This window comes from Pseudomonas sp. KBS0710 (assembly GCF_005938045.2).
In the GTDB taxonomy this organism is placed as follows: domain Bacteria; phylum Pseudomonadota; class Gammaproteobacteria; order Pseudomonadales; family Pseudomonadaceae; genus Aquipseudomonas.
The window spans coordinates 2117293-2137956 of record NZ_VCCF02000001.1 but is presented as its reverse complement, the minus strand read 5'-3'; the positions used below and the strand labels follow the sequence as shown (position 1 = coordinate 2137956).

Genomic DNA, 20664 nt, shown 5'->3' with positions numbered 1-20664 from the left:
ACGAACACCACTTTTTGCAACTACATTTAGTTACACGCAGGGAACGCCGTGTCCAAAAATGAAAAGCTGCTCGCCAAACTGCTCAATGAGCACATGGCTTTTACCTGGCCTGAGCTGGTAACGCTGCTGCACCAGCTCGGCTACAGACAGATTGAAGGGGCTGGAAGCCGGGTAAAATTCGATATCGGCAACCCCAGTGCAATGATCACCTTGCACAGGCCTCACCCCGGCAACGAACTGAAACACTACATTCGGCGCCAGATCATCGAACAATTGAAATCAGGAGAACTGATTCAGTGGACAACCAACTGAAACACCAAGGCTACATCGGCTCTATCCAAGCCAGCCTCGAAGACAACTGCCTGTTCGGCAAGGTGCTGTTCATCAAGGCACTGGTGAGCTACGAAGGCAAAACCGTCGCCGAGCTGGACGCGGCGTTTCGTGAGGCCGTGGATGACTACCTCGTGACCTGCCAGGCGCTGGGGCAAACCCCGGAGAAGCCTTGCAAGGGTTCATTCAACGTACGCGTCGGCCACGACCTGCATTTGGCGGCGGCCCTGGCAGCGACGCGCAAGAAAGTCACGCTCAATGACCTGACGCGGCAGGCGTTGAATGAGTTTTTACAACATCACTGCGCAGAACCTCTACCGACGCTCGGCTGACCGCCCAAGCGCCCATACCCAAACACCGCCGAGCCCAACACCACCGCGCCCGCCACCAATGCCACCCAGAACCCGCTGGCAGCGCCAAAGTGGTCGATCATCCAACCAGAGCTGGCCGCACCAATGGCCACGCCGATGCTCAGGCCGGTGATCAGCCAGGTCATGCCTTCGGTCAGGCGGCTGGGCGGCACCACCTGTTCTACCAGGGCCATGGAGACGATTAACGTTGGGGCAAAGAACAGCCCGGAAATAAAAATCGCCGCCGCCAGCCCGGGGATATTGGTCACCAGCAGTAGCGGTAAGGTGGTCAACGCAGTGGCAACGCCGCAGAACAGAAATTGCCGAGGCAGCGGCGCCTTGAGCTTGAGCATGCCAAAGGCCAAACCCGCCAGGCACGACCCGATGGCATATACCGACAGCACGATACTGGCCGCCGCCGGTTGGCCCTGGTGTTGGGCGAAGGCCACGCTGACCACATCCACCACACCCACGATCACGCCCATGGCGAGCAGCAGGATCATCAGGATCAGTACCGACGGTGAGGCGATCAACCAGCGGCCGTGGTGGTCTTGCTGCGCATGCACCGGCGGCTCTGTCGCGCGCTGCAGCACAAACGTGGTGACGCCAACCGCCAACAGCACCGCTGCCACCAATGGCCCTGCTTCCGGGAACAGCACCACGCTCAGCCCTACCGAAATCGGCGGGCCGATGATGAAACACACTTCATCGAGCACCGACTCCAGGGCAAACGCGGTTTGCAGCCTGGGCTGGCCGCGGTACAGCTCGGTCCAGCGCGCCCGCACCATGGCCGACATGTTTGGCATGCACCCGGCCAGTGCGGCACACACAAACAGCGTCCAGTTCGGCGCCTGCAAGCGCGTACACAGCAATAACAGCAACAACGCCCCGCCGCCGATCAGCGCCGCGATCGGCAGCACCCGGCCTTGGCTGTAGCGGTCTACCAGGCGCGATACCTGCGGCGCGCAGAATGCCGTCGCCAAGGCAAACACCGCCGCCACCGAGCCTGCCAGGCCATAGCCGCCATGCACCTGCGAGAGCATGGTGATCAGGCCGATACCGGTCATCGAGATCGGCATGCGCGCAAGCATGCCCGCCAGTACAAAAGCCCGGCTGCCTGGGGCCTGGAATAACTCGGCGTAGGGATTTGCCATCCTGCTCAACCTCTTCCTCAGCGCCTTAAACTTGCGATTTGCAGGTATCAAGGCAAAATACATACGGTGCGTATGTGGCAAATCATGCGTAACATACGCACCGTATGTCAATCACTCACTGAGCTAACGCGAGCCTTACCCATGAGCCGAGCCCGTACCGAAATGATCGACGCCACCCGCGCCCGGCTGATCGCCAGCGCTCGCCAAGCTTTCGCTACACAAGGCTACGCCAACACCTCGATGGATGACTTTACCGCGCGCGCCGGCCTCACCCGCGGTGCGTTGTACCACCACTTCGGCGACAAGAAAGGGTTGTTGGCGGCGGTGGTCGCCCAAATCGACGCGGAAATGGACGCGCGCCTGCAGCGCATCAGCGACCAGGCGCAGGCACCTTGGAGCGGCTTTTGTGAACGCTGCCGCGCCTATTTGCGCATGGCCCAGGATGGCGAGATCCAACGCATCGTGTTGCAGGATGCGCCTGCCGTACTCGGTGACACGGGCTCACAGCAACAGTGCGTGGAATCCCTGCGCCAGTTGCTGGAGGCGATGATGCAGGCCGGTGTCATTGCGCAAGCCCCCAGCGTCGCGCTGGCTCAGTTGATCAATGGCAGCCTGGTCAACACGGCCCTGTGGATCGCCCGCGATGACCAACCGAACCTGCGCCTGCAAGAAGGTCTGCAGGCGCTGGAACTGTTACTGCAAGGCCTGAAGCACCCCGTCACACCAGCCGTTTGATCTGCTTGTGGCGCCACACCAAGCGGTAATAGGCGCTCTGCAACACCAGCATCGCCAGGTAGGTGACCGGGAATGCCATCCACACGCCTTCCAGGCCGAAGTGCGCGTTGAACAGGTACGCCATCGGCAGTTCAACACACAGCACACAGAAGATCGAAATCACCACCGGCATCAACACCACGCCGCTGGCGCGCATGATCCCGCCGATCACCGCCTGGAACCCGAACACCAGGATGCTCCACAGCATGATATGCAGCAGGTGTTCGGCATTGAGCCGCGCCGCGTCGTCGGTGATGAACAACCCGAGCAACCAGTGGGACAGCAGGTAACCCAAAAGGATCAGGCCACCGGTGAGGCACAGGTTGATCATAAGCCCGGTGCGCAGGATCGGACCGATGCGCTCAAGCCGCCCGGCACCAATCGCCTGGGCTCCGAGGATCGAAGCCGTGATCGCAATCGACAGCGCCGGGAACTGCACATAGTTGACGATCTGTGTCACCGCGCCATAGGCCGCCGTGGCCTGGGAGCCATGACCGTTGACCAGCGCCAGAATCACCAACTCCGACAGCGACAACACCACCATCTGCAAACCGGTTGGCAAGCCAATGCGCAGGACCTTGCCGAGTATCGCCCGGTCCAGGCGCAAGGCCGCGAGCAGTTCGCGGTCCGGCGCCATCACATGGTTTTTATGGCGCAGGCGCAAAATCAGAAACAGCATGGCCGCCGCGTTGCCCACCAAGCCTGCATACACCGCACTCTGGATACCCAGGGGTGGCAAGCCGACCCAACCGCGAATCAGCGCCGGGGTCAGCAGCAGGCCGACCAGGGTCGAGACCATCAACGCCAGCAACGGCGAAACCGTATCGCTTACACCCCGCAACAGCTGGGTGTAGAGGATAAACACCAGCAGCAGCGGCATGATCAACATCATCATCTGGGCATAGCCCACCGCGTCGTCGAGCACGTCGATTGGCGTACCCAACGCCTGCAACGCCGGGCGCGCGAACAGGCTGCCCAGCACTGCCGCGATCAAGCCCACCAACGCCCCAAGTGTCAGGGTGGCGCCGGTGATCACCTTGACCATCGCGGTTTCCTGGGCGCCCCAGGCCTGGCCGATCAACACCGAAGCGCCCGCCCCCAGACCAATCACCAACGCAATAAAGAAAAACACGATGGGGAACATCCCCGACACCGCCGCCAGCGCCTGGGTGCCGAGCATCTGCCCGACATAGATGCCGTTGAGGGTGCCGGAAAAGCTTTGCAGGAAGTTGGACAGCACCATGGGTGCCAGAAACATCAGGTAGATCTGCCACAACGGCCGCTTTGGGGTGACGTCCATGCTGGTTTGAATCCTAGAATTATTGTTATGCAGTAAAGGCATTGCGTGACAGCCAGGCCAGGTACGTCTGCACGTCCACCGGCCAATGCGCGATCTTATGGGAAAAGTCAGCTCCGTCTTGCGCAAACAGCGCCCGTGACGCGTCTTCGAACCCTGGCAAGTCACCGCCGATGGCGCTCATGAAACGATAGCTGGCTTCTTTGGCCTGGCGCATTTGATCATGGGCTGCGTGAACATTGCGCGCTTCATCCACCAACCGGCGTAACGCCGCCGACGCGCCGCCACGTTGTTGGCCCAACCATTCCCAGTGGCGCGGCAGCAGGGTAACTTCCCGCGCAACCACGCCCAGCTTGGGGCGCCCGACCGAAGGCACCGCAGGCTGTTCTTCATCGAACTCGGCCGGTGCCGCTTGCACAGGCGCATACCCCGCAGGCCACGGATAGTCGACCTGAGTACCGGTGGCATCGTCGAAGACCAGAAAACTGCCGGTGGGCAGGTCAAGGCCCGCCAGTGCTTCGGCCACCTGGGAATAGGTGCCGGCGGCCACCCGTTGGTGACGGACAAAGGCAGTGCACAGCGGTAGGTTTTGCGTAGGCATGGATTATTACCCGGATGTTATTTGTTTTACCCGGGTCATATTAGCGATAATTGCATAATTCGCAAGCTATTGCGCTGAGACCTCCAACTGCTCGCCGCGCAGGGTCACGCCCATCGCTTGCACGGCGGGTTCGCGCAGCAGGCATTCAGCAATCGCCGGTTCCAGCTCCACCCGCAGGCGTCGGCCCAGCGCCCGCGCACCAAAGCGCACATCGTGCCGACGACACAGCCACGCCCTCGCCTGCGCATCCACATGCAATGACCGCTGTTGCGCTGCCAAGCGCTGGTTGAGCTTGCCCAGTTCCACCTCCAGCAATGCGTTAAGCCACTGAGTGTCGATCGGTTCGAACATCAAGATGCGGTCAATGCGATTGAGAAACTCCGGCTCGAAGTGCGCGTGCAGCGCCTCTTCCAGCACCGCTGCCTCACCCCGCACCAAGGCGCGTATCCAGCGGCGCCAACCCTGGCCAAACCGTTGGCGATGCCGACGCGCCTGTTGCGCGCCGACATTGCTGGTCATGAAGATCAGGCTGTTGCGAAAATCCAACGTTCGTGTGCCTCCGGCCAGGGTCAGTTGGCCGTTTTCGAGAATACCCAACAAGCTGCGCACCACCTCCTGACTGGCTTTCTCCAATTCATCGAACAGCACAATACCGGGACGACTGTAGGTGCCCTGAATCAACTCGCTGTTGAACAGGCTGATGCCTTCTTTGCTGCCCACATACCCCGGTGGCGCGCCGGTGAGCGCGGCGGCGTAATGCTCCTGGGCCAGCGTGTGCATATCGATGCGGCAAAAACCGTCAGCGCGACCGTGCAGCGCCTGGGCCAGCAGGCGCACGATTTCGGTTTTGCCGACGCCGGTCGGCCCCATGAACAGGTTGACGCTCAGTGGCCGATCGCGTTCACCGATATCGGCCTTGACCACTTTTAGCAGCCCTTCCACCTGGGCCAAGGCTGCGTCCTGGCCGACGATACGGCTGCGCAGCAAGGCCATGACCTGGGCCGGTTCAAAGGTAAAACGCATGCCCTACTCCGCCGCCTTTTGTTTGCCACCATGGGGCAACTGCCCCACCGGGCATTCGGCGACACCGACGGTACTGCGGGTAAACGCCTCGACATTCTCCTGAGCCTTTTGCGCGTCCAGCACCCAGGTGCGGTAGAACTCGAACGGGCAGTCTGCCACGCCTTTGTCACCGTCACCCGAGGCATGCATGCCGGTGTAACCGCGATGCAGCAACTTGAACAGATGGTTCTGCGACTGGTCATTGGCCCGTGCATCGCGGATCTGCGACACCGAAAGCTGCGCGTACTGGATGCCCATTTCTTCTTCGCCACACTCGCCCAAGGTGCGCCCGTCAAAACCGATGATCGCCGAGTGGCCGAAGTACGAATACACCCCATCGAAACCTGCGGCATTCGCCACTGCCACATAGCAGTTATTGGCCCAGGCCATGCTCTTGGACATCTGCACCTGCTGCTCCTTGGCCGGGTACATATAGCCCTGGCAGCGCACGATCAATTCGGCGCCTTTCATCGCGCAATCGCGCCAGATCTCCGGGTAGTTGCCGTCATCGCAGATGATCAGGCTGACCTTCATGCCCTTTGGCCCATCACACACATAGGTGCGGTCGCCGGGATACCAACCCTCAATGGGGCACCAGGGAATGCACTTGCGATAGCGCTGCACGATTTCACCGAGGTTGTTGATCAACACCAGCGTGTTGTACGGCGCCTTGTGTGGATGTTCTTCGTGCCGCTCACCCGTGAGGGAGAACACGCCCCAAGTGTTCGCCTGGCGGCAGGCGCTGGAGAAAATCGCGGTCTCCTCGCCGGGAATACTCGCAGCGGTGGCCATCATCTCGTCGTGGTCGTACATGATGCCCATGGTGCTGTATTCCGGGAACACCACCAGGTCCATGCCCGGCAGGCCCTGCTTCATGCCCACAATAATCTCGGCAATCTTTTTGGCGTTCTCGATCACGTCGGCCTTGCTGTGCAGGCGCGGCATTTTGTAATTGACCACCGCGACACCGACGGTGTCGGGGCTGCTGGAAATATCGCCATGACGCATAACAACACTCCTGATCTAGTGGCTGATCATCCACGGCAGTGGCCCGGTTTTGGTCTTGAGCCCCAAGGGGTTGGCCTTGCTCGGCTCGACTTTTTTGCTGCTGCCACAGCAACTGCACCCCGCCGGATGCCGGCGACTCTGCTGATATTCACCGACGGTCTGCGGCGCATGGGCGCTGCGTTCGTTGCCGGCGATGGCCTTGCGCTGGTTGGCCGACAGCGTTTGCAGCGCCGGGGCCGATACCCTGAGCTGCCCGCCCGGCCCATCGCAGTGCGGACACTGGCTGGGCTCGTTGCGCTGCGCGATCGGACGCAGCAGGGTGAAGGTGCCGCACGCCTGGCAGGCGTATTCGTAGGTCGGCATGGCTACAGGTCCGGGGCGATGGGCAGGTCGATACTGCCGTCAAGGAACTTGGTTGGGCCGTTGGCGTTGGGGTTGATGTCGAATTCGAATATTTCCGTCGGCAGCCACAAGGTGGCGCAGGCGTTGGGAATGTCCACCACGCCGCTGATATGCCCCTGCACCGGCGCCGAACCGAGCAACGCATAACCCTGGGCGGGCGAATAGCCGAACTTGGTCAGGTAGTTGATCGCGTTCAGGCACGCCTGGCGGTAAGCAACATTGACATCCAGGTAATGCTGCTGGCCTTGCTCATCCACCGAGATGCCTTCGAAGATCAGGTAGTTTTTGTAGTTCGGCGTGATCGGGCTCGGTTTGAACACCGGGTTCTTGATCCCGTATTTGGCCATGCCGCCCTTGATCAGCTCGACCTTCATATGCACCCAGCCGGCCATTTCGATGGCGCCGCAAAAGGTGATTTCGCCGTCGCCCTGGCTGAAGTGCAAATCGCCTACCGACAACCCGGCGCCGTTGACGTAGACCGGAAAGAAGATCTTCGAGCCACGGGACAAATCCTTGATGTCGCAGTTACCGCCATGCTCACGCGGCGGCACGGTGCGCGCGCCAGTGGCGGCGGCATCGTCGCGGGCCTGGCCCTTGAGTTTGCCCATGTGCGCGGTCGCGGCCAGCGGCGCGTTGGCCAGCGGCGGCACGCGGGTGGGGTTGGTGTCGATCAACTCCTGTTCGCGGCGGTTCCAGTCGGCAAGCATCACCGGATCGGGCAGGCAGCCGATCAGGCCTGGGTGGATCAAACCGGCGAAATTAACCCCTGGAATATGCCGCGAACTGGTGAACATGCCCTTGAAGTCCCAGATGGCTTTTTGGGCGCTGGGAAAGTGATCGGTGAGAAAACCACCGCCGTTCTGGCGTGAGAAAAAACCGTTAAAGCCCCACTGCGAGTCGGCCTTGGCGCCGATATCGAGCAAATCCACCACCAGCAAGTCGCCCGGTTCGGCACCGTGCACGCCCACCGGGCCGGACAAGTAATGCACGGTGGACAGGTCCACATCGCGCACATCACTGGCGTCGTCGTTGTTCTTGATCGCCCCGGCGGTCCAGTCATAGGTTTCCAGGATGAAGTCGTCGCCGGGCTTGACCCAACAGGCCATCGGAATATCCGGGTGCCAGCGGTTATGGATCTGCTCGTTCTCGGTGACAGGTTGGTTGAGGTCGACTTTGATCAGCGTTTCGGTCATGGGCTGGCTCCTGGGCGGATGGTGTGAAGCGTTGAATCCAGTCTCGACGAGCCAGGTAAAACGGGGAATACGTTGGATGACGTATGAGATTTTCAAGGCAGACACAAAACAACTGTGGGAGCGGGCTTGCTCGCGAATACGGTAGGTCAGTTAATTTATCTTTAACTGATACACCGCATTCGCGAGCAAGCCCGCTCCCACATTTGGACTGTGTTGTTCAGACGGACAGGTAGCGGCTAATAGTCGCCTCATCCACCCGGTCGCGGGTTTCTTCGATCACGAAGCGGCCCTTCTCGATCACCAGAAACCGGTCGGCAATTTCCAGGGTAAACGACAGCACTTGCTCGGACACCACAATGGTCAAATCCCGCAGGTTGCGAATCTCCTTCAGCGTGCGCGCAATGTCCTTGATGATTGAAGGTTGGATGCCCTCGGTCGGCTCATCGAGCAACAACACCTTGGGGTTGGTCGCCAACGCCCGGGCAATTGCCAACTGCTGTTGCTGGCCGCCGGAAAGGTTGCCGCCCTTGCGTGACTGCATGTCATGCAGCACCGGAAACAGCGCATACAAATCCTCCGGCACCTTGCCGCGCGCGGATGCAGGCAAGCCGGTCTGGATATTTTCCAGCACGGTCATGCTCGGGAAAATCATGCGGCCCTGGGGCACATAGGCAATGCCGCGCTCCACTCGCTCATGGGTTTCCAGCGCCGACACGTCGTGCCCGTCCACACTGACCTGGCCTTTCCACTGCGGCAAAATCCCCATCAGGCTCTTGAACAAGGTGGTCTTGCCCATGCCATTGCGCCCCATCACCGCAACGATTTCGCGCTTGGCCACGTTGAGGTCCAAGTCATGAAGGATCTGGCTCTGGCCATAGCCGCAGGACAACTGGTCGATCTTGAACATGCCGGATTCCTCAGTGGCCCAAATACACTTCGATGACTTTAGGGTTGCTTTGCACCGACTCCATGCTGCCCTCGGCCAGCACCTTGCCCTGGTGCAACACCGTGACTTTGTGGGCGATGCTTTTGACGAACTCCATGTCGTGCTCGATCACCAGCACCGAACGGCCCTGGCTGATGCGCTTGAGCAATTCAGCGGTTTGCGCGCGCTCATTGACGCTCATGCCCGCCACCGGCTCGTCGAGCATCAGCAGCTCGGGGTCTTGCATCAACAGCATGCCGATTTCCAGCCACTGCTTTTGCCCGTGGGACAACAGGTCGGCCTGTTGTTGCAGCAAGTCGCCAAGGAAGATCTCCCTGGCGACTTCTTCCACCCGTGCAACCACCTGGGCGCTGCGCTTGAAAAACAGCGCACCCCAGACCTTGCGCCCCGCCGGGTACGACATCTCGAGGTTCTCGAACACCGTGAGGTTTTCGTAGATCGACGGGTTCTGGAACTTGCGCCCCACGCCTGCGCGCACAATGTTGTATTCGCGCATCCTGGTCAGTTCCTGGCCATCGAACTGAATACTGCCGCTGGTCGCACGGGTCTTGCCGCAGATCAGGTCGAGCACCGTGGTCTTGCCGGCGCCGTTGGGGCCGATTACCACGCGCACTTCGTTGCGGTCGATATACAGGTTGAGGTTGTCGACTGCCTTGAAGCCGTCGAACGACACGGTGAGGCCTTCGATGGCCAGCACCGGCTTTTTCATTTCGAAGCCGACGGCGGTCATGGCTGGGTCTCCAGGATCTTGGTTTTAGTGGCGGCTTTGGTGGCAGTTTTGACCACCGGTTTGCGCCGCAGCAACCTCGCCAGGGCCTGACGCCCATGGCTTTCCCACAAGCCGGCCAAACCATTGGGAAAGTACATCACCACGGCAATAAACAGCCCGCCCATCAGGTACAGCCACAACTCCGGGAAAGACTCGGAAAAGTAGGTCTTGCCGTAGTTCACCAGCAGCGCGCCATACACCGCGCCGAGCAGCGACATGCGCCCGCCGACCGCGGCGAAAATCACCATCTCGATCGACGGCACGATGCCCACAAACGAGGGCGACATAAAACCCACCTGCAAGGCAAACATCGCCCCGCCAATCGCCGAAAACGCAGCCGCCACGCAAAACACGAAGATCTTGAAACTGGCCACGTCATAGCCGGAAAACCGCACACGCTCTTCCTTGTCGCGCATGGCCATCAGCAGCCGGCCGAGTTTGGAGGCGAGGATAAAACGGCCGATAAAGATGCAGCCAAACAGCAAACCGGCGTTGATGAAGTACAAAATCAGCTTCGCGCTGTCGGTGCGCAAGTCCCAGCCGAGCAGGGTCTTGAGGTCGGTGATGCCGTTGACGCCGCCGGTGAGGCCTTGCTGGCCGACGATCAGCACCGTAAGGATCAGCGCAATCGCCTGGGTGACGATGGAGAAATACACATCGCCTACCCGCCGTTTGAACAGCGCCATGCCGATCACAAACGCCAGCAGCACCGGCACCGCAATCACCGCCACCAGGGTAAAGCTGAAGCTGTGGAACGGCTGCCACAGCCAGGGCAGTTCGGTGATCTGGTTCCAGTCCATAAAGTCCGGAATGCCCGGTGTGGACTGGATCTTGGTGCTCTCGGGGTCAGACGCTTCGAGCTTGAGAAACATCGCCATGCAGTAGCCGCCAACCCCGAAAAACACGCCCTGGCCCAAACTGAGAATGCCGCCATAACCCCAGCACAGCACCAGCCCGACCGCGACGAACGCGTAAGTCAGGTACTTGCCGACCATGTTCAGGCGAAACGCATCGAGCGTCAGGGGGAATACCACCACTATCAGCAGCGCCAACAGCACAATGCCGATCAGGTTTTGCTGGCCGCCCAGCAGCTTGTCTAAAGCCTTCATCTGCTCGCCTCTACTTGCGCACTTTGATGGAGAACAGCCCTTGCGGGCGCAGCATCAGGATCAGAATCACCGACGACAAGGTCAGCACCTTGGCCATCGAGCCGCTGAGGAAAAACTCCGACAGCGATTGGGTCTGGGCAATCACGAACGCCGAGGCGATGGTGCCGAACAGGCTTTGCGCGCCGCCGAACACCACCACCAAAAAGGTGTCGACGATGTACTGCGAACCCGCCGTCGGCCCGGTAGAACCGATGGTGGTAAACGCCGCACCGGCCACGCCGGCCACGCCGCAGCCCAGGGCAAAGGTCATGCGGTCGACCTTGCGCGTATTGATGCCCACCGCGCGGCTCATCAAGCGGTTCTGCACCGTGGCGCGCACCTGCAAGCCCCAGCGCGAGCGGTACAGCATCAAAAATATCGCAGCGGTCAGCAGCAAGGTCAGGCCCATCATGAACAGGCCGTTACGCGGAATTTCGATGGCATCGGTGAAGTTCACCGAGCCCATCAACCACGCGGGCGGTTCGGCGCTGACCTCACGGGCGCCGAACACCGAACGGAAGGTTTGTTGCATCACCAGCGACAGGCCCCAGGTGGCGAGCAAAGTGTCCAGCGGGCGTTTGTAGAGTCGGCTGATCATCGCCCACTCCACCAGCCAGCCGACGGCCCCGGCCACCAGGAATGACAGGGCGATGGCGAAGAAGAAGTAATAGGGTTGAAAGCTCGGCGCAAAGTGCGCGGTCAGGCTGGAACACACGTAGGTGGTGTAGGCGCCAATGGTGAGGAACTCACCGTGGGCCATGTTGATCACGCCCATCTGACCAAAGATGATCGCCAGCCCCAATGCCATCAGCAACAGCACGCAGAACACGGACAAACCGTTGAACCCCTGCATTGCCGCGATGGCCCCAAATTCCGATAGCCATTCCATGATGATGGTCTCCTGAGCGGGAGGTTGAAATGCAATCTGCTGTTGATTTATGTAGGAGCTGGCTTGCCAGCTCCTACACAAGGCCAGTTCCCACAGGTGGATCTGTGTGTGCCTGAAACTTATTGATAGCCTTTGGGGAACGGGTTCGGCTCGATCAGATCCGACTCGTAGATCACCTTGAACTGCCCATCAGGCTGCACTTCACCGATGCGCGACTTGCTCCACAGGTGGTGGTTTTCGTGAATTTTCACGTAGCCTTCCGGCGCGTTTTTCAACTCGATGCCAGGGCTTGCAGCGACGACTTTATCCACGTCGAAACTGCCGGCCTTCTCCACCGCCGCTTTCCACAACCACGGCCCGAGGTAGGCGGCCTGGGTCACGTCGCCGATCACCGCGTCCTTGCCGTATTTGGCCTTGAAGGCGGCAACGAAGGCTTTGTTGTTGGGGTTGTCCAGGCTCTGGAAGTACTTCATCGAGGCATAGAAACCAGCCATGTTTTCGCCGCCGATGCCCAGCAGTTCGTCTTCGGTGACCGACAGGGTCAGCAACGTTTGCTTGGATGAATTCACACCCGCCGCGTTGAGCTGTTTGTAGAACGCCACGTTGGAGCCGCCCACGACCGCTGCGAAGACCACATCCGGTTTCTTCAGCTTGACCTTGTTGATCAGCGAACCAAATTGGGTGTTGCCCAGCGGGTAGTAGTCTTCGCCAACCACCGTGCCGTGCAGCACGTTTTCAATGTGCTTGCGCGCGATCTTCATCGAGGTGCGCGGCCAGATATAGTCCGAGCCGACCAGGTAGAACGTCTTGGCGCCTTTGGTCTTGGCGATCCAATCGAGGCTGGCGAGGATCTGCTGGGTCGCTTCCTGGCCGGTGTAGATCACGTTTTTCGACTGTTCCAGGCCTTCGTAGAAGGTCGGGTAGTAGAGCAAGCCGTTTTCTTTCTCGAAGATCGGCAGCACGGCTTTGCGTGAGGCCGAGGTCCAGCAGCCGAACACGGCGGCGACCTTGTCGTTGACCAGCAGCTTCTTGGCTTTTTCCGCGAAGGTCGGCCAGTCGGAGGCGCCGTCTTCCTGGATCACCTTGATCTGGCGTCCCAGGATCCCGCCCGAGGCGTTGATCTGCTCGATGGCCAGGCGCTCGGCCTGGATCGAGCCGGTCTCGGAAATCGCCATGGTGCCGGTGGCCGAGTGCAACTGGCCGACAGTGACTTCGGTGGGGGTCACGGCCAGGCCTTCGTTATCGGCCAGCACGCCCTGGCTGAACAGAGCGGCCGCCAGTAATGACAAGGCCAACAGCGGTGTGGAGCGAATCAATCGTGATGCCATGGGGCGACTCCTCTGCAATGAGGGGTTCAGCATGGCGGCAGGCAGCCAGCACGGGTATACGCAGCCTGACGTAACGGGGTACGTCATTTGACGTATGCCGCTGCGCACTATTTCAGGGCAGGATCGCGCTCCCTCGAACACTAGAGATCCAATGTGGGAGCGGGCTTGCTCGCGAATGCGGTGTATCAGTCACTGATGTTCAAGCTGACCCACCGCATTCGCGAGCAAGCCCGCTCCCACATTTGGATCTGCGGCGTCTGCCAGGGCATGGAACTTGCTCACTTCACCTCAGCCCTTCTGCGGAGCCTCCCACCGTGCACCCTCCTTCCGGCACCCAGCGCATCATCAAGATCCGCCGCGACTACAACACCTGGGTCGCCGACGAGACCATGGAAGACTATGCCCTGCGCTACACGCCCAAGTCGTTTCGCAAATGGTCGGAACTGCGCATTGCCAACACGGCCCTGGGCGCGGTGTCGTTCCTGGCGCTGGAAGCGATCGGCGGGGTGCTGTCCTTGAGTTACGGTTTCACCAACACCTTCTGGGCGATCCTGACCATCAGCCTGGTGATCTTCCTCACCGGCCTGCCCATCAGTTATTACGCGGCACGCTACGGCGTGGACATGGACCTGCTGACCCGCGGCGCCGGCTTTGGCTATATCGGCTCGACCATCACCTCGCTGATCTACGCCAGTTTCACCTTCCTGTTCTTCGCCCTGGAAGCGGCGATCATGGCCCTGGCGCTGGAGCTGTATTTCCATATTCCGCTGGCCATCGCCTACGTGATCTGTTCGCTGCTGGTGATTCCGCTGGTGGCCTATGGCGTTACCCTGATCAGCCGCCTGCAACTGTGGACGCAGCCGATCTGGCTGCTGTTGCTGGTGCTGCCGTACGGCTTCGTGTGGTGGAAAAACCCCGACGCCTTCAGCGACTGGACCAGCTTCGTAGGGCGCAGCGGCGATGGCGGCAGTTTTAACCTGTTGGCGTTCTGCGCGGCCTGCACCGTGGCGCTGTCACTGGTGACGCAAATCGGCGAACAGGTCGACTACCTGCGCTTCCTGCCGGAAAAAACCGCCGCCAACCGCAAGCGCTGGTGGGCCGCCCTGCTCTGCGCCGGCCCGGGCTGGATCATCCCCGGCGCGTTAAAAATGTTCGCTGGCGCGTTTCTGGCATTCTTGGCCCTGCAACATGAAATCCCCATGGAGCGCGCCGCCGAGCCGACCCAGATGTACCTGGTCGCGTTCCGCTACGTGTTCAGCTCGCCGGAATGGGCACTCGCTGCCATGGTGCTGTTCGTGTTCATCTCGCAGATGAAAATCAACCTGACCAACGCCTACGCCGGCTCCCTGGCCTGGTCGAACTTCTTCGCCCGCGTGACCCACAGCCACCCCGGCCGCGTGGTGTGGCTGGTGTTCAACGTGGCCATCGCGCTGATGCTGATGGAGCTGGGCGTGTTCGATGTGATCGATCAGGTGCTGGGGCTGTACGCCAATATTGCGATTGCCTGGATCGGCACGCTGGTGGCGGACCTGGTGATCAACAAGCCGCTGGGCCTTTCGCCCAAACACATCGAGTTCAAACGCGCGCACCTCTACGATATCAACCCGGTGGGCGTAGGCTCGATGCTGATCGCGTCGCTGCTGTCGATCCTCGCCCACTTCGGCCTGTTCGGCGCGCTGGCCGAGGCGGCACCGCCGTTCGTGGCACTGGGCACGGCGCTGGTGATGGCGCCGCTGCTCGCATGGCTGACGCGCGGCAAGTACTACATCGCGCGCACCAGCCCTGTGCACCTGATTCACCCGGTAGCGCCTGCAACCCACGCGGTCTGCGGCCTGTGCAGCAACCCGTTCGAAACGGCCGACATGGCGTTCTGTCCGGCCTACAGCACGCCAATCTGTTCGTTGTGCTGCTCGCTGGATGCGCGCTGCGGTGACCGCTGCAAACCCCATGGGCGGCTGGCCAACCAGTTTGAAGGTCTGTTGCGCTGGCTGCTGCCCAACACCTTGATGCCGCGCCTGCACACACGGCTGGCCCATTACCTAGGGTTGCTGCTGGCGCTGGTGCTGATGCTTGCGGGGGCATTGGCGTTGATCTATGTGCAGGCCGCCCAGGGTTTGCCGCATTCGGAAACCCTTTACCAAGCCTTCTTCAAGGCCTTCCTGACCCTTTCGGTATTGGCTGCGGTGCTCGCCTGGTGGGTGGTGCTGACCCGCGAAAGCCGCCGCGTCGCCCAGGAAGAATCCGACCGCCAGACCCTGCTGCTGATGCAGGAAATCGACGCCCATAGCCTCACCGATCAGGCTTTGCAACAGGCCAAGGAAGCCTCGGAAGCCGCCAACGCCGCCAAGAGCCGCTATGTCACTGGCTTGTCCCACGAGCTGCGCACGCCGCTCAACAGCATCCTCGGGTTCACCCAGATTCTGCAGCGCGACCCGGCCATGCCCGAGCAACATCAGGACGCCCTGGCGACCATCCTGCGCAGCGGTTCGCACTTGGTGTCGTTGATCGACGGCTTGCTGGATGTGGCCAAGATCGAGGCGGGCAAGCTGCGCCTGGAACTTACCGAAATCCCCTTCCCCGAGCTGATCCATGACTTGGAACAGATGTTCACGCCCCAGGCCCAGGACAAAGGCCTGGGGTTTCGCCTGGATTGCGTGGGCAAGATACCGGCCGTAGTGCGCGGCGATGAAAAGCGCGTGCGGCAAATCCTGATCAACCTGCTCGGCAACGCCGTGAACTTCACCGACAGTGGCGAAGTGTGCCTGCGGGTCAGCTACATGCGCGAAACCGCCAACTTCGAGATCATCGACACCGGCATTGGCATTGACCCGGAGCAGATCGAACGGATCTTCCAGCCGTTCGAACGCGGCGACCTGATGCGCCAGGACAAGGGCGTGGGCCTGGGGCTGACCATCACGCGCATGCTCACCGCGCTGATGGGCGGCGAGCTACGCGTGACCAGCGAACGGGACAAGGGCACCTGCTTCCAGGTGCGCCTGTTTCTATCCCAGGTACGCGCCCCGCAAGCGGTGGTGCATGTGGAGCATGACATTGTCGGTTATCAGGGCGCACGCCGACGCATCCTGGTGGTGGACGACCACGTGGACCATCGCAAAGTGCTCAGCGGCCTGCTCACGCCCTTGGGCTTTGAAGTGATCCAGGCAAGTAATGGCCACGATGCGATCCGCCAAGTGGCATTAATGGCGCCGGACCTGATCCTGATGGACCTGTCGATGCCGACCCTGGATGGCTATGAGACCAGCCGCTTGATCCGCCGCAATGCGCTGTCCACAGCGCCTATTATCGTGATCTCGGCCAACGCCTTTACCGACGACCGTGAACGCAGTATTGCCGCCGCCTGCAATGACTACCTGGCCAAACCGGTGCGCACCCCGGAGCTGCTCGGAAGCCTGCAACAGCACCTGGACCTGCAATGGCTGCGCCGCACCAAAACCTTCACGGCACCCGCACGGCACAGCGTGCTGCCCAGCCCCGAAGACCTTGCCGTGCTCGCCGAACTCAGCGCCATCGGCTATGTGCGCGGCCTGCATGAAAAACTCGACACTATCCTGGAACGCAACCCGGATGCGGAACCCTTCATCAGCAAAGTGCGTGGTTTGCTCAAGGGTTTCCGCCTGGATGAACTCAACCGAACGCTTAAGGAGGCCGAAGATGAATGCGCCCACCCGCAGCACTGAACCCGGCGTGGTGCTGATCGTCGACGACACCCCGGACAACCTCGCCATGCTCTCGGACGCCCTCGACGACGCCGGCTACATGGTGCTGGTGGCCCTCGATGGCCTCAGCGCCTTGAACCGCGTGCAACGCAGGCGCCCCGACCTGATACTGCTGGACGCGATGATGCCTGGCCTGGACGGCTTCGAAACCTGCCGTCGGCTCAAGGCGCAGCCTGAGAGCGCGGATATCCCGGTGGTGTTCATGACCGGGCTGACCGACAGCAAGCATGTGGTACAGGGCTTTGAGGTGGGCGGCAGTGATTACGTGACCAAGCCGATCCAGACCGATGAAGTGCTGGCGCGGGTGGCGGCGCATTTGCGCACGTCGCGCATCCTGCTGTCGGCACGCGCGGCGACGCAACCGAGTGTGTTGACCCTGGAGGACGCACCGGCGCAGAGGCTTTTATCGGCCAGGTTTCAGCTGACCGAGCGTGAGGTGGAGGTACTGCGCTGGGTGGCGTGTGGGAAAACCAATCGGGATATTGGCGATATCCTGGGGTTGAGCCCGCGCACCGTGAACAAACACCTGGAGCATGTGTATGTGAAGCTCGGCGTAGAAACTCGCACGGCTGCCACTTCAGTTGCGTTAGCTGCGATCTGAGCAGGTGAAAGGTTTGTGTGGGAGCTGGCTTGCCTGCGATGGCATCAACTCGCTGTGCCTGATGTACCGAGGTGTCTGCATCGCAGGCAAGCCAGCTCCCACAGAAAAGCGGATCTTCATGGGGTTCAGATGAGCTAGCCACCAAAGGTCTGCGACGGCCGCCGCAACGTCGGATCAAACGGGTTGATCCGTGGCCCGATCGCCGCCGCTTCGCGCTTGAGCAACTCCACCACCATCGGCAACCGGCTCGGCCCCAAGCGGTCACTGATGGTCGCCACACTCAGCGCCGCTACCGCATGCCCATCCCGATTCAGAATCGGCACCGCCAACCCGGCCATGCCTTCGAGCACGCCGGTATTGCGCGCGGCATAACCCAGGCGTCGCACATTCTCAACCTCGGAGCGCAGCAGTACTTCGTCGTACAGGTGAAAATCCTTGAGGCGTGGCAGGTTGTAGCGAATCACCGTCTCACGCTCTTCCTCCGGCAAGAACGCCAGAATCGCCAGGCTGCCCTGCCCCACGCCAAGCGCCACACGCCCGCCGATATCGCCCGTGAAGGTGCGAATCGGATACGGCCCTTCGCTGCGGTCCAGGCAGATCGCATCAAAGCCGCTGCGCGCCAGCAAAAACAGTGAATCACCCAATGACGCACTCAGGCGCAACATGCTCGGGCGCACCAGGTCACGCAGGTTGCCGGTCTTGCCCGCGTTGGCCGCCAGGGCAAAGAACTCCAGGCTCAGGCGGTAGCGCTTGCTGCGCGCATCCTGCTCGACCATGCCTTCGTCCATCAGGCTGCGCAGCAGGCGGTGCGTAGTGGGCTGCGACAGGCCGACTTGCTGCGCGAGCTGGGTCACGCGCTCGCCGCCTTCGGGCACTTCGCCCAAGGTGCGCAATAACGCAAACAGACGAGAGACGCTCCCCGCGCCAACTTCCTTACCGCTTTCGTTCCGCTCAGTGGAATCCATAACACGTAATCTCGGTATTAATTCTGGTGAATGAATAAATCTGAAAATAATAGTCCGTTGAGTGAAATTCCATCTTCCGCCCATCCTAGTCTTCGTCCTAATCTGCGTCCACAGGGGCGAAATGAACAACAACTGGCAGCCGACTTGAGATCGAGCGCCAACGCACCCGCAACTTTTCGCATCTGCCCAAAACAAAAAAGCGCGTTTCGACGCGACTCAAAAAAGGTGGAACGCAGACATGGCTTTTCTCCAACTCAACGCCTTGAGCAAACGCTACGGCGCCGTCGACGCTGTGGTCGCCACCGACCTTGCAGTGGAAAAAGGCGAGTTCGTTTCCCTGCTCGGCCCTTCGGGCTGCGGCAAGACCACCACCCTGCAAATGATCGCCGGCTTTGTCGACGTGAGCGGCGGGCAGATCCTGCTCGACGGCCGCGACATCACCCACGCCAAACCTGCCAGCCGTGGCTTGGGCGTGGTGTTCCAGAGCTACGCGCTGTTCCCGCACATGAGCGTGCGCGACAACGTCGCCTTCGGCCTGAAGATGCGCAAAGTGCCGGCCGCCGAGATCGCCAGCAAAGTCAAAACCGTGTTGGAACTGGTGCGCCTGGCCCCACACGCCGAACGCTACCCGCGTGAATTGTCCGGCGGCCAGCGCCAACGTGTGGCCCTGGCGCGTGCGCTGGTGATCGAGCCGCCCGTGCTGCTGCTGGATGAGCCACTGTCCAACCTCGATGCCAACCTGCGTGAAGAAATGCAGTTTGAAATCCGCCGCATCCAGTGCGCCGTGGGCATCACCACCTTGATGGTCACCCACGATCAAGCCGAAGCCCTGTCGATCAGCGACCGCGTGGTGGTGATGGAGGCCGGGCGCGTGACCCAGATCGACGCGCCATACAAACTTTACGAACACCCACGTACGCGGTTTATCTCGGACTTTGTCGGCAAGGCCAATCTGCTGGCGGGTGACTATGACGAATTCGGCACTGCGCAAGTGCGTCATACCGGCGGCGACGGCGAACTGGTATTGAGCCTGCGCCCGGAAAAAATCCAGCTGGTGGATGCCGGCTCAGGCCGCCTGCAAGGCAAGGTCCTCGACAGCTACTTTTTCGGCAGCCAATGGCTCTACCGCATCCAGACGCCTCTGGGCGAAATCACCGTGGTACGCAGCAACGACGGCAGCGCGCCGCTCGGTTGCGGCGCGGCGGTGGGCCTGGACTGGCACGCTGAACTGCTGCGCGTACTGGCGGCGGATGAGGTGCGCACATGAGCCGCGGTTATCTGTTGTCGTTGCCGGCGCTGCTGCTGTTCAGCGGCCTGCTGATCCTGCCGCTGTTCATGACCCTGGTGCTGTCGTTCAACGTGTTCGACTACCAGGTGGGCGTGAAGGCCGATGAGTGGACCTTCGCCCATTACCTGTCGCTGTTCAGCGATGCGTACTTCTACGAGATCTTCTGGCGCACCTTCTGGATCAGTGCCTTGGTGACCCTGCTGTGCGTGGTGATCGGCGTACCCGAAGCCTACATCCTCAGCCGTATGGGCACGCCGTGGCGCTCGATCTTTTTGATTGTGATCCTCACACCGCTGCTGATCTCGGTGGTGGTGCGCGCCTTCGGCTGGAGCTTGTTGCTCGGCGCTGATGGGCTGGTCAACCAAGTCATCCAATTCCTCGGCGGGCGCCCGGTGAAGCTGCTGTACACGCCGTTCGCCGTGGTGATCGCCCTGGTGCACGTGATGCTGCCGTTCATGATCATCCCGGTGTGGACCTCGCTGCAAAAGCTCGACCCGTCGGCGGAACAGGCGGCGTTGTCGCTGGGCGCCAGCCAGGCCACGGTGATGCGCAAGATCGTATTGCCGCAAGTAATGCCCGGCGTGCTGTCCGGCACCTTGATCGTGTTCGGCCTGGCTGCCAGTTCGTTTGCGATCCCCGGCCTGCTGGGTGGGCGGCGCCTGAAAATGGTCGCCACCGTGGTCTACGACCAGTACCTCTCGGAACTCAACTGGCCCATGGGCGCGACCATTGCGGTGGTGCTGCTGTTGGTCAATTTGCTGATCATGCTGAGCTGGAACCGCATGGTCGAAGGCCGCTACAAAAAGTCCCTGGGGGTTTAAG

At 61.0% G+C, this 20664-nt stretch carries 20 protein-coding genes; 7 read left to right on the top strand and 13 right to left on the bottom strand.

Going from position 1 to position 20664, the window contains the following annotated elements:
• Positions 1 to 48 precede the first annotated feature (48 nt).
• Positions 49 to 312 (top strand): type II toxin-antitoxin system HicA family toxin, encoded by a 264-nt coding sequence (locus tag FFI16_RS09980; protein ID WP_017139593.1) that lies wholly within the window; start codon positions 49 to 51, stop codon positions 310 to 312.
• Positions 297 to 662 (top strand): type II toxin-antitoxin system HicB family antitoxin, encoded by a 366-nt coding sequence (locus tag FFI16_RS09975; RefSeq protein ID WP_138815141.1) that lies wholly within the window; start codon positions 297 to 299, stop codon positions 660 to 662. Before FFI16_RS09980 ends, FFI16_RS09975 begins: the two co-directional genes overlap by 16 nt.
• Here the strand turns inward: FFI16_RS09975 and FFI16_RS09970 are convergent.
• Positions 629 to 1834 (bottom strand): MFS transporter, encoded by a 1206-nt coding sequence (locus FFI16_RS09970; RefSeq protein ID WP_138815140.1) that lies wholly within the window; start codon positions 1832 to 1834, stop codon positions 629 to 631. The genes FFI16_RS09975 and FFI16_RS09970 overlap by 34 nt on opposite strands.
• 141 nt (positions 1835 to 1975) lie before the next feature.
• Here FFI16_RS09970 and FFI16_RS09965 point away from each other — a divergent pair, with 141 nt between their 5' ends.
• Positions 1976 to 2569: a TetR/AcrR family transcriptional regulator gene (locus FFI16_RS09965; protein ID WP_138815139.1), complete on the top strand. Its 594-nt coding sequence runs from the start codon at positions 1976 to 1978 to the stop codon at positions 2567 to 2569.
• Here FFI16_RS09965 and FFI16_RS09960 read toward each other — a convergent pair.
• The 11 genes from FFI16_RS09960 to urtA form a co-directional block, all read right to left on the bottom strand.
• Positions 2553 to 3908, bottom strand: coding sequence for an MATE family efflux transporter (locus FFI16_RS09960; protein WP_138815138.1), 1356 nt, complete (start codon positions 3906 to 3908; stop codon positions 2553 to 2555). The two genes, FFI16_RS09965 and FFI16_RS09960, sit on opposite strands and share 17 nt — an antisense overlap.
• A 25-nt stretch (positions 3909 to 3933) precedes the next feature.
• Positions 3934 to 4506, bottom strand: a complete 573-nt coding sequence (locus FFI16_RS09955; RefSeq protein WP_138815137.1) for a DUF2239 family protein — start codon at positions 4504 to 4506, stop codon at positions 3934 to 3936.
• Positions 4507 to 4572: 66 nt separating this feature from the next.
• The gene (locus FFI16_RS09950) at positions 4573 to 5529 is read right to left on the bottom strand and encodes an AAA family ATPase (protein ID WP_138815136.1); all 957 of its coding nucleotides are present in this window, start codon (positions 5527 to 5529) and stop codon (positions 4573 to 4575) included.
• Between the two features lie 3 nt (positions 5530 to 5532).
• Positions 5533 to 6576 carry an aliphatic amidase gene (locus FFI16_RS09945; RefSeq protein WP_138815135.1) on the bottom strand — a complete coding sequence of 348 codons (1044 nt, stop codon included), beginning with the start codon at positions 6574 to 6576 and terminating at the stop codon, positions 5533 to 5535.
• A 15-nt stretch (positions 6577 to 6591) separates the two neighbouring features.
• Complete coding sequence (locus tag FFI16_RS09940; RefSeq protein WP_138815134.1) at positions 6592 to 6939, bottom strand: zinc ribbon domain-containing protein; 348 nt, start codon at positions 6937 to 6939, stop codon at positions 6592 to 6594.
• A gap of 2 nt (positions 6940 to 6941) precedes the next feature.
• Positions 6942 to 8171: a formamidase gene (fmdA, locus tag FFI16_RS09935; RefSeq protein ID WP_138815133.1), complete on the bottom strand. Its 1230-nt coding sequence runs from the start codon at positions 8169 to 8171 to the stop codon at positions 6942 to 6944.
• Positions 8172 to 8388: 217 nt separating this feature from the next.
• Positions 8389 to 9078, bottom strand: a complete 690-nt coding sequence (gene urtE / locus FFI16_RS09930) for an urea ABC transporter ATP-binding subunit UrtE (protein WP_138815132.1) — start codon at positions 9076 to 9078, stop codon at positions 8389 to 8391.
• Between the two features lie 10 nt (positions 9079 to 9088).
• A complete protein-coding gene (gene urtD, locus FFI16_RS09925) occupies positions 9089 to 9847 on the bottom strand; it encodes an urea ABC transporter ATP-binding protein UrtD (RefSeq protein ID WP_138815131.1) in 759 nt (252 codons plus the stop codon).
• Positions 9844 to 10995 (bottom strand): urea ABC transporter permease subunit UrtC, encoded by a 1152-nt coding sequence (gene urtC / locus FFI16_RS09920; RefSeq protein ID WP_138815130.1) that lies wholly within the window; start codon positions 10993 to 10995, stop codon positions 9844 to 9846. The genes urtD and urtC overlap by 4 nt, the downstream gene beginning before the upstream one ends.
• Before the next feature lie 10 nt (positions 10996 to 11005).
• On the bottom strand, positions 11006 to 11923 hold the full coding sequence (gene urtB / locus FFI16_RS09915) for an urea ABC transporter permease subunit UrtB (protein ID WP_053256607.1): 918 nt from the start codon (positions 11921 to 11923) through the stop codon (positions 11006 to 11008).
• A gap of 119 nt (positions 11924 to 12042) precedes the next feature.
• Positions 12043 to 13251, bottom strand: coding sequence for an urea ABC transporter substrate-binding protein (gene urtA, locus FFI16_RS09910; RefSeq protein ID WP_138815129.1), 1209 nt, complete (start codon positions 13249 to 13251; stop codon positions 12043 to 12045).
• A 314-nt stretch (positions 13252 to 13565) separates the two neighbouring features.
• On the opposite strand from urtA, the gene FFI16_RS09905 reads away from it, so the two are divergent.
• Both FFI16_RS09905 and FFI16_RS09900 read left to right on the top strand, forming a co-directional pair.
• The gene (locus FFI16_RS09905) at positions 13566 to 16949 is read left to right on the top strand and encodes an ATP-binding protein (RefSeq protein WP_138815128.1); all 3384 of its coding nucleotides are present in this window, start codon (positions 13566 to 13568) and stop codon (positions 16947 to 16949) included.
• Positions 16924 to 17589, top strand: a complete 666-nt coding sequence (locus tag FFI16_RS09900) for a response regulator (RefSeq protein ID WP_138815127.1) — start codon at positions 16924 to 16926, stop codon at positions 17587 to 17589. Before FFI16_RS09905 ends, FFI16_RS09900 begins: the two co-directional genes overlap by 26 nt.
• Before the next feature lie 134 nt (positions 17590 to 17723).
• Here FFI16_RS09900 and FFI16_RS09895 read toward each other — a convergent pair whose 3' ends face one another.
• Positions 17724 to 18554 (bottom strand): IclR family transcriptional regulator, encoded by an 831-nt coding sequence (locus tag FFI16_RS09895; RefSeq protein ID WP_138815126.1) that lies wholly within the window; start codon positions 18552 to 18554, stop codon positions 17724 to 17726.
• 238 nt (positions 18555 to 18792) lie between these two features.
• Here FFI16_RS09895 and FFI16_RS09890 point away from each other — a divergent pair, with 238 nt between their 5' ends.
• Both FFI16_RS09890 and FFI16_RS09885 read left to right on the top strand, forming a co-directional pair.
• Positions 18793 to 19821, top strand: coding sequence for an ABC transporter ATP-binding protein (locus FFI16_RS09890; RefSeq protein WP_138815125.1), 1029 nt, complete (start codon positions 18793 to 18795; stop codon positions 19819 to 19821).
• Complete coding sequence (locus tag FFI16_RS09885) at positions 19818 to 20663, top strand: ABC transporter permease (RefSeq protein ID WP_138815124.1); 846 nt, start codon at positions 19818 to 19820, stop codon at positions 20661 to 20663. The genes FFI16_RS09890 and FFI16_RS09885 overlap by 4 nt, the downstream gene beginning before the upstream one ends.
• Position 20664 lies beyond the last annotated feature (1 nt).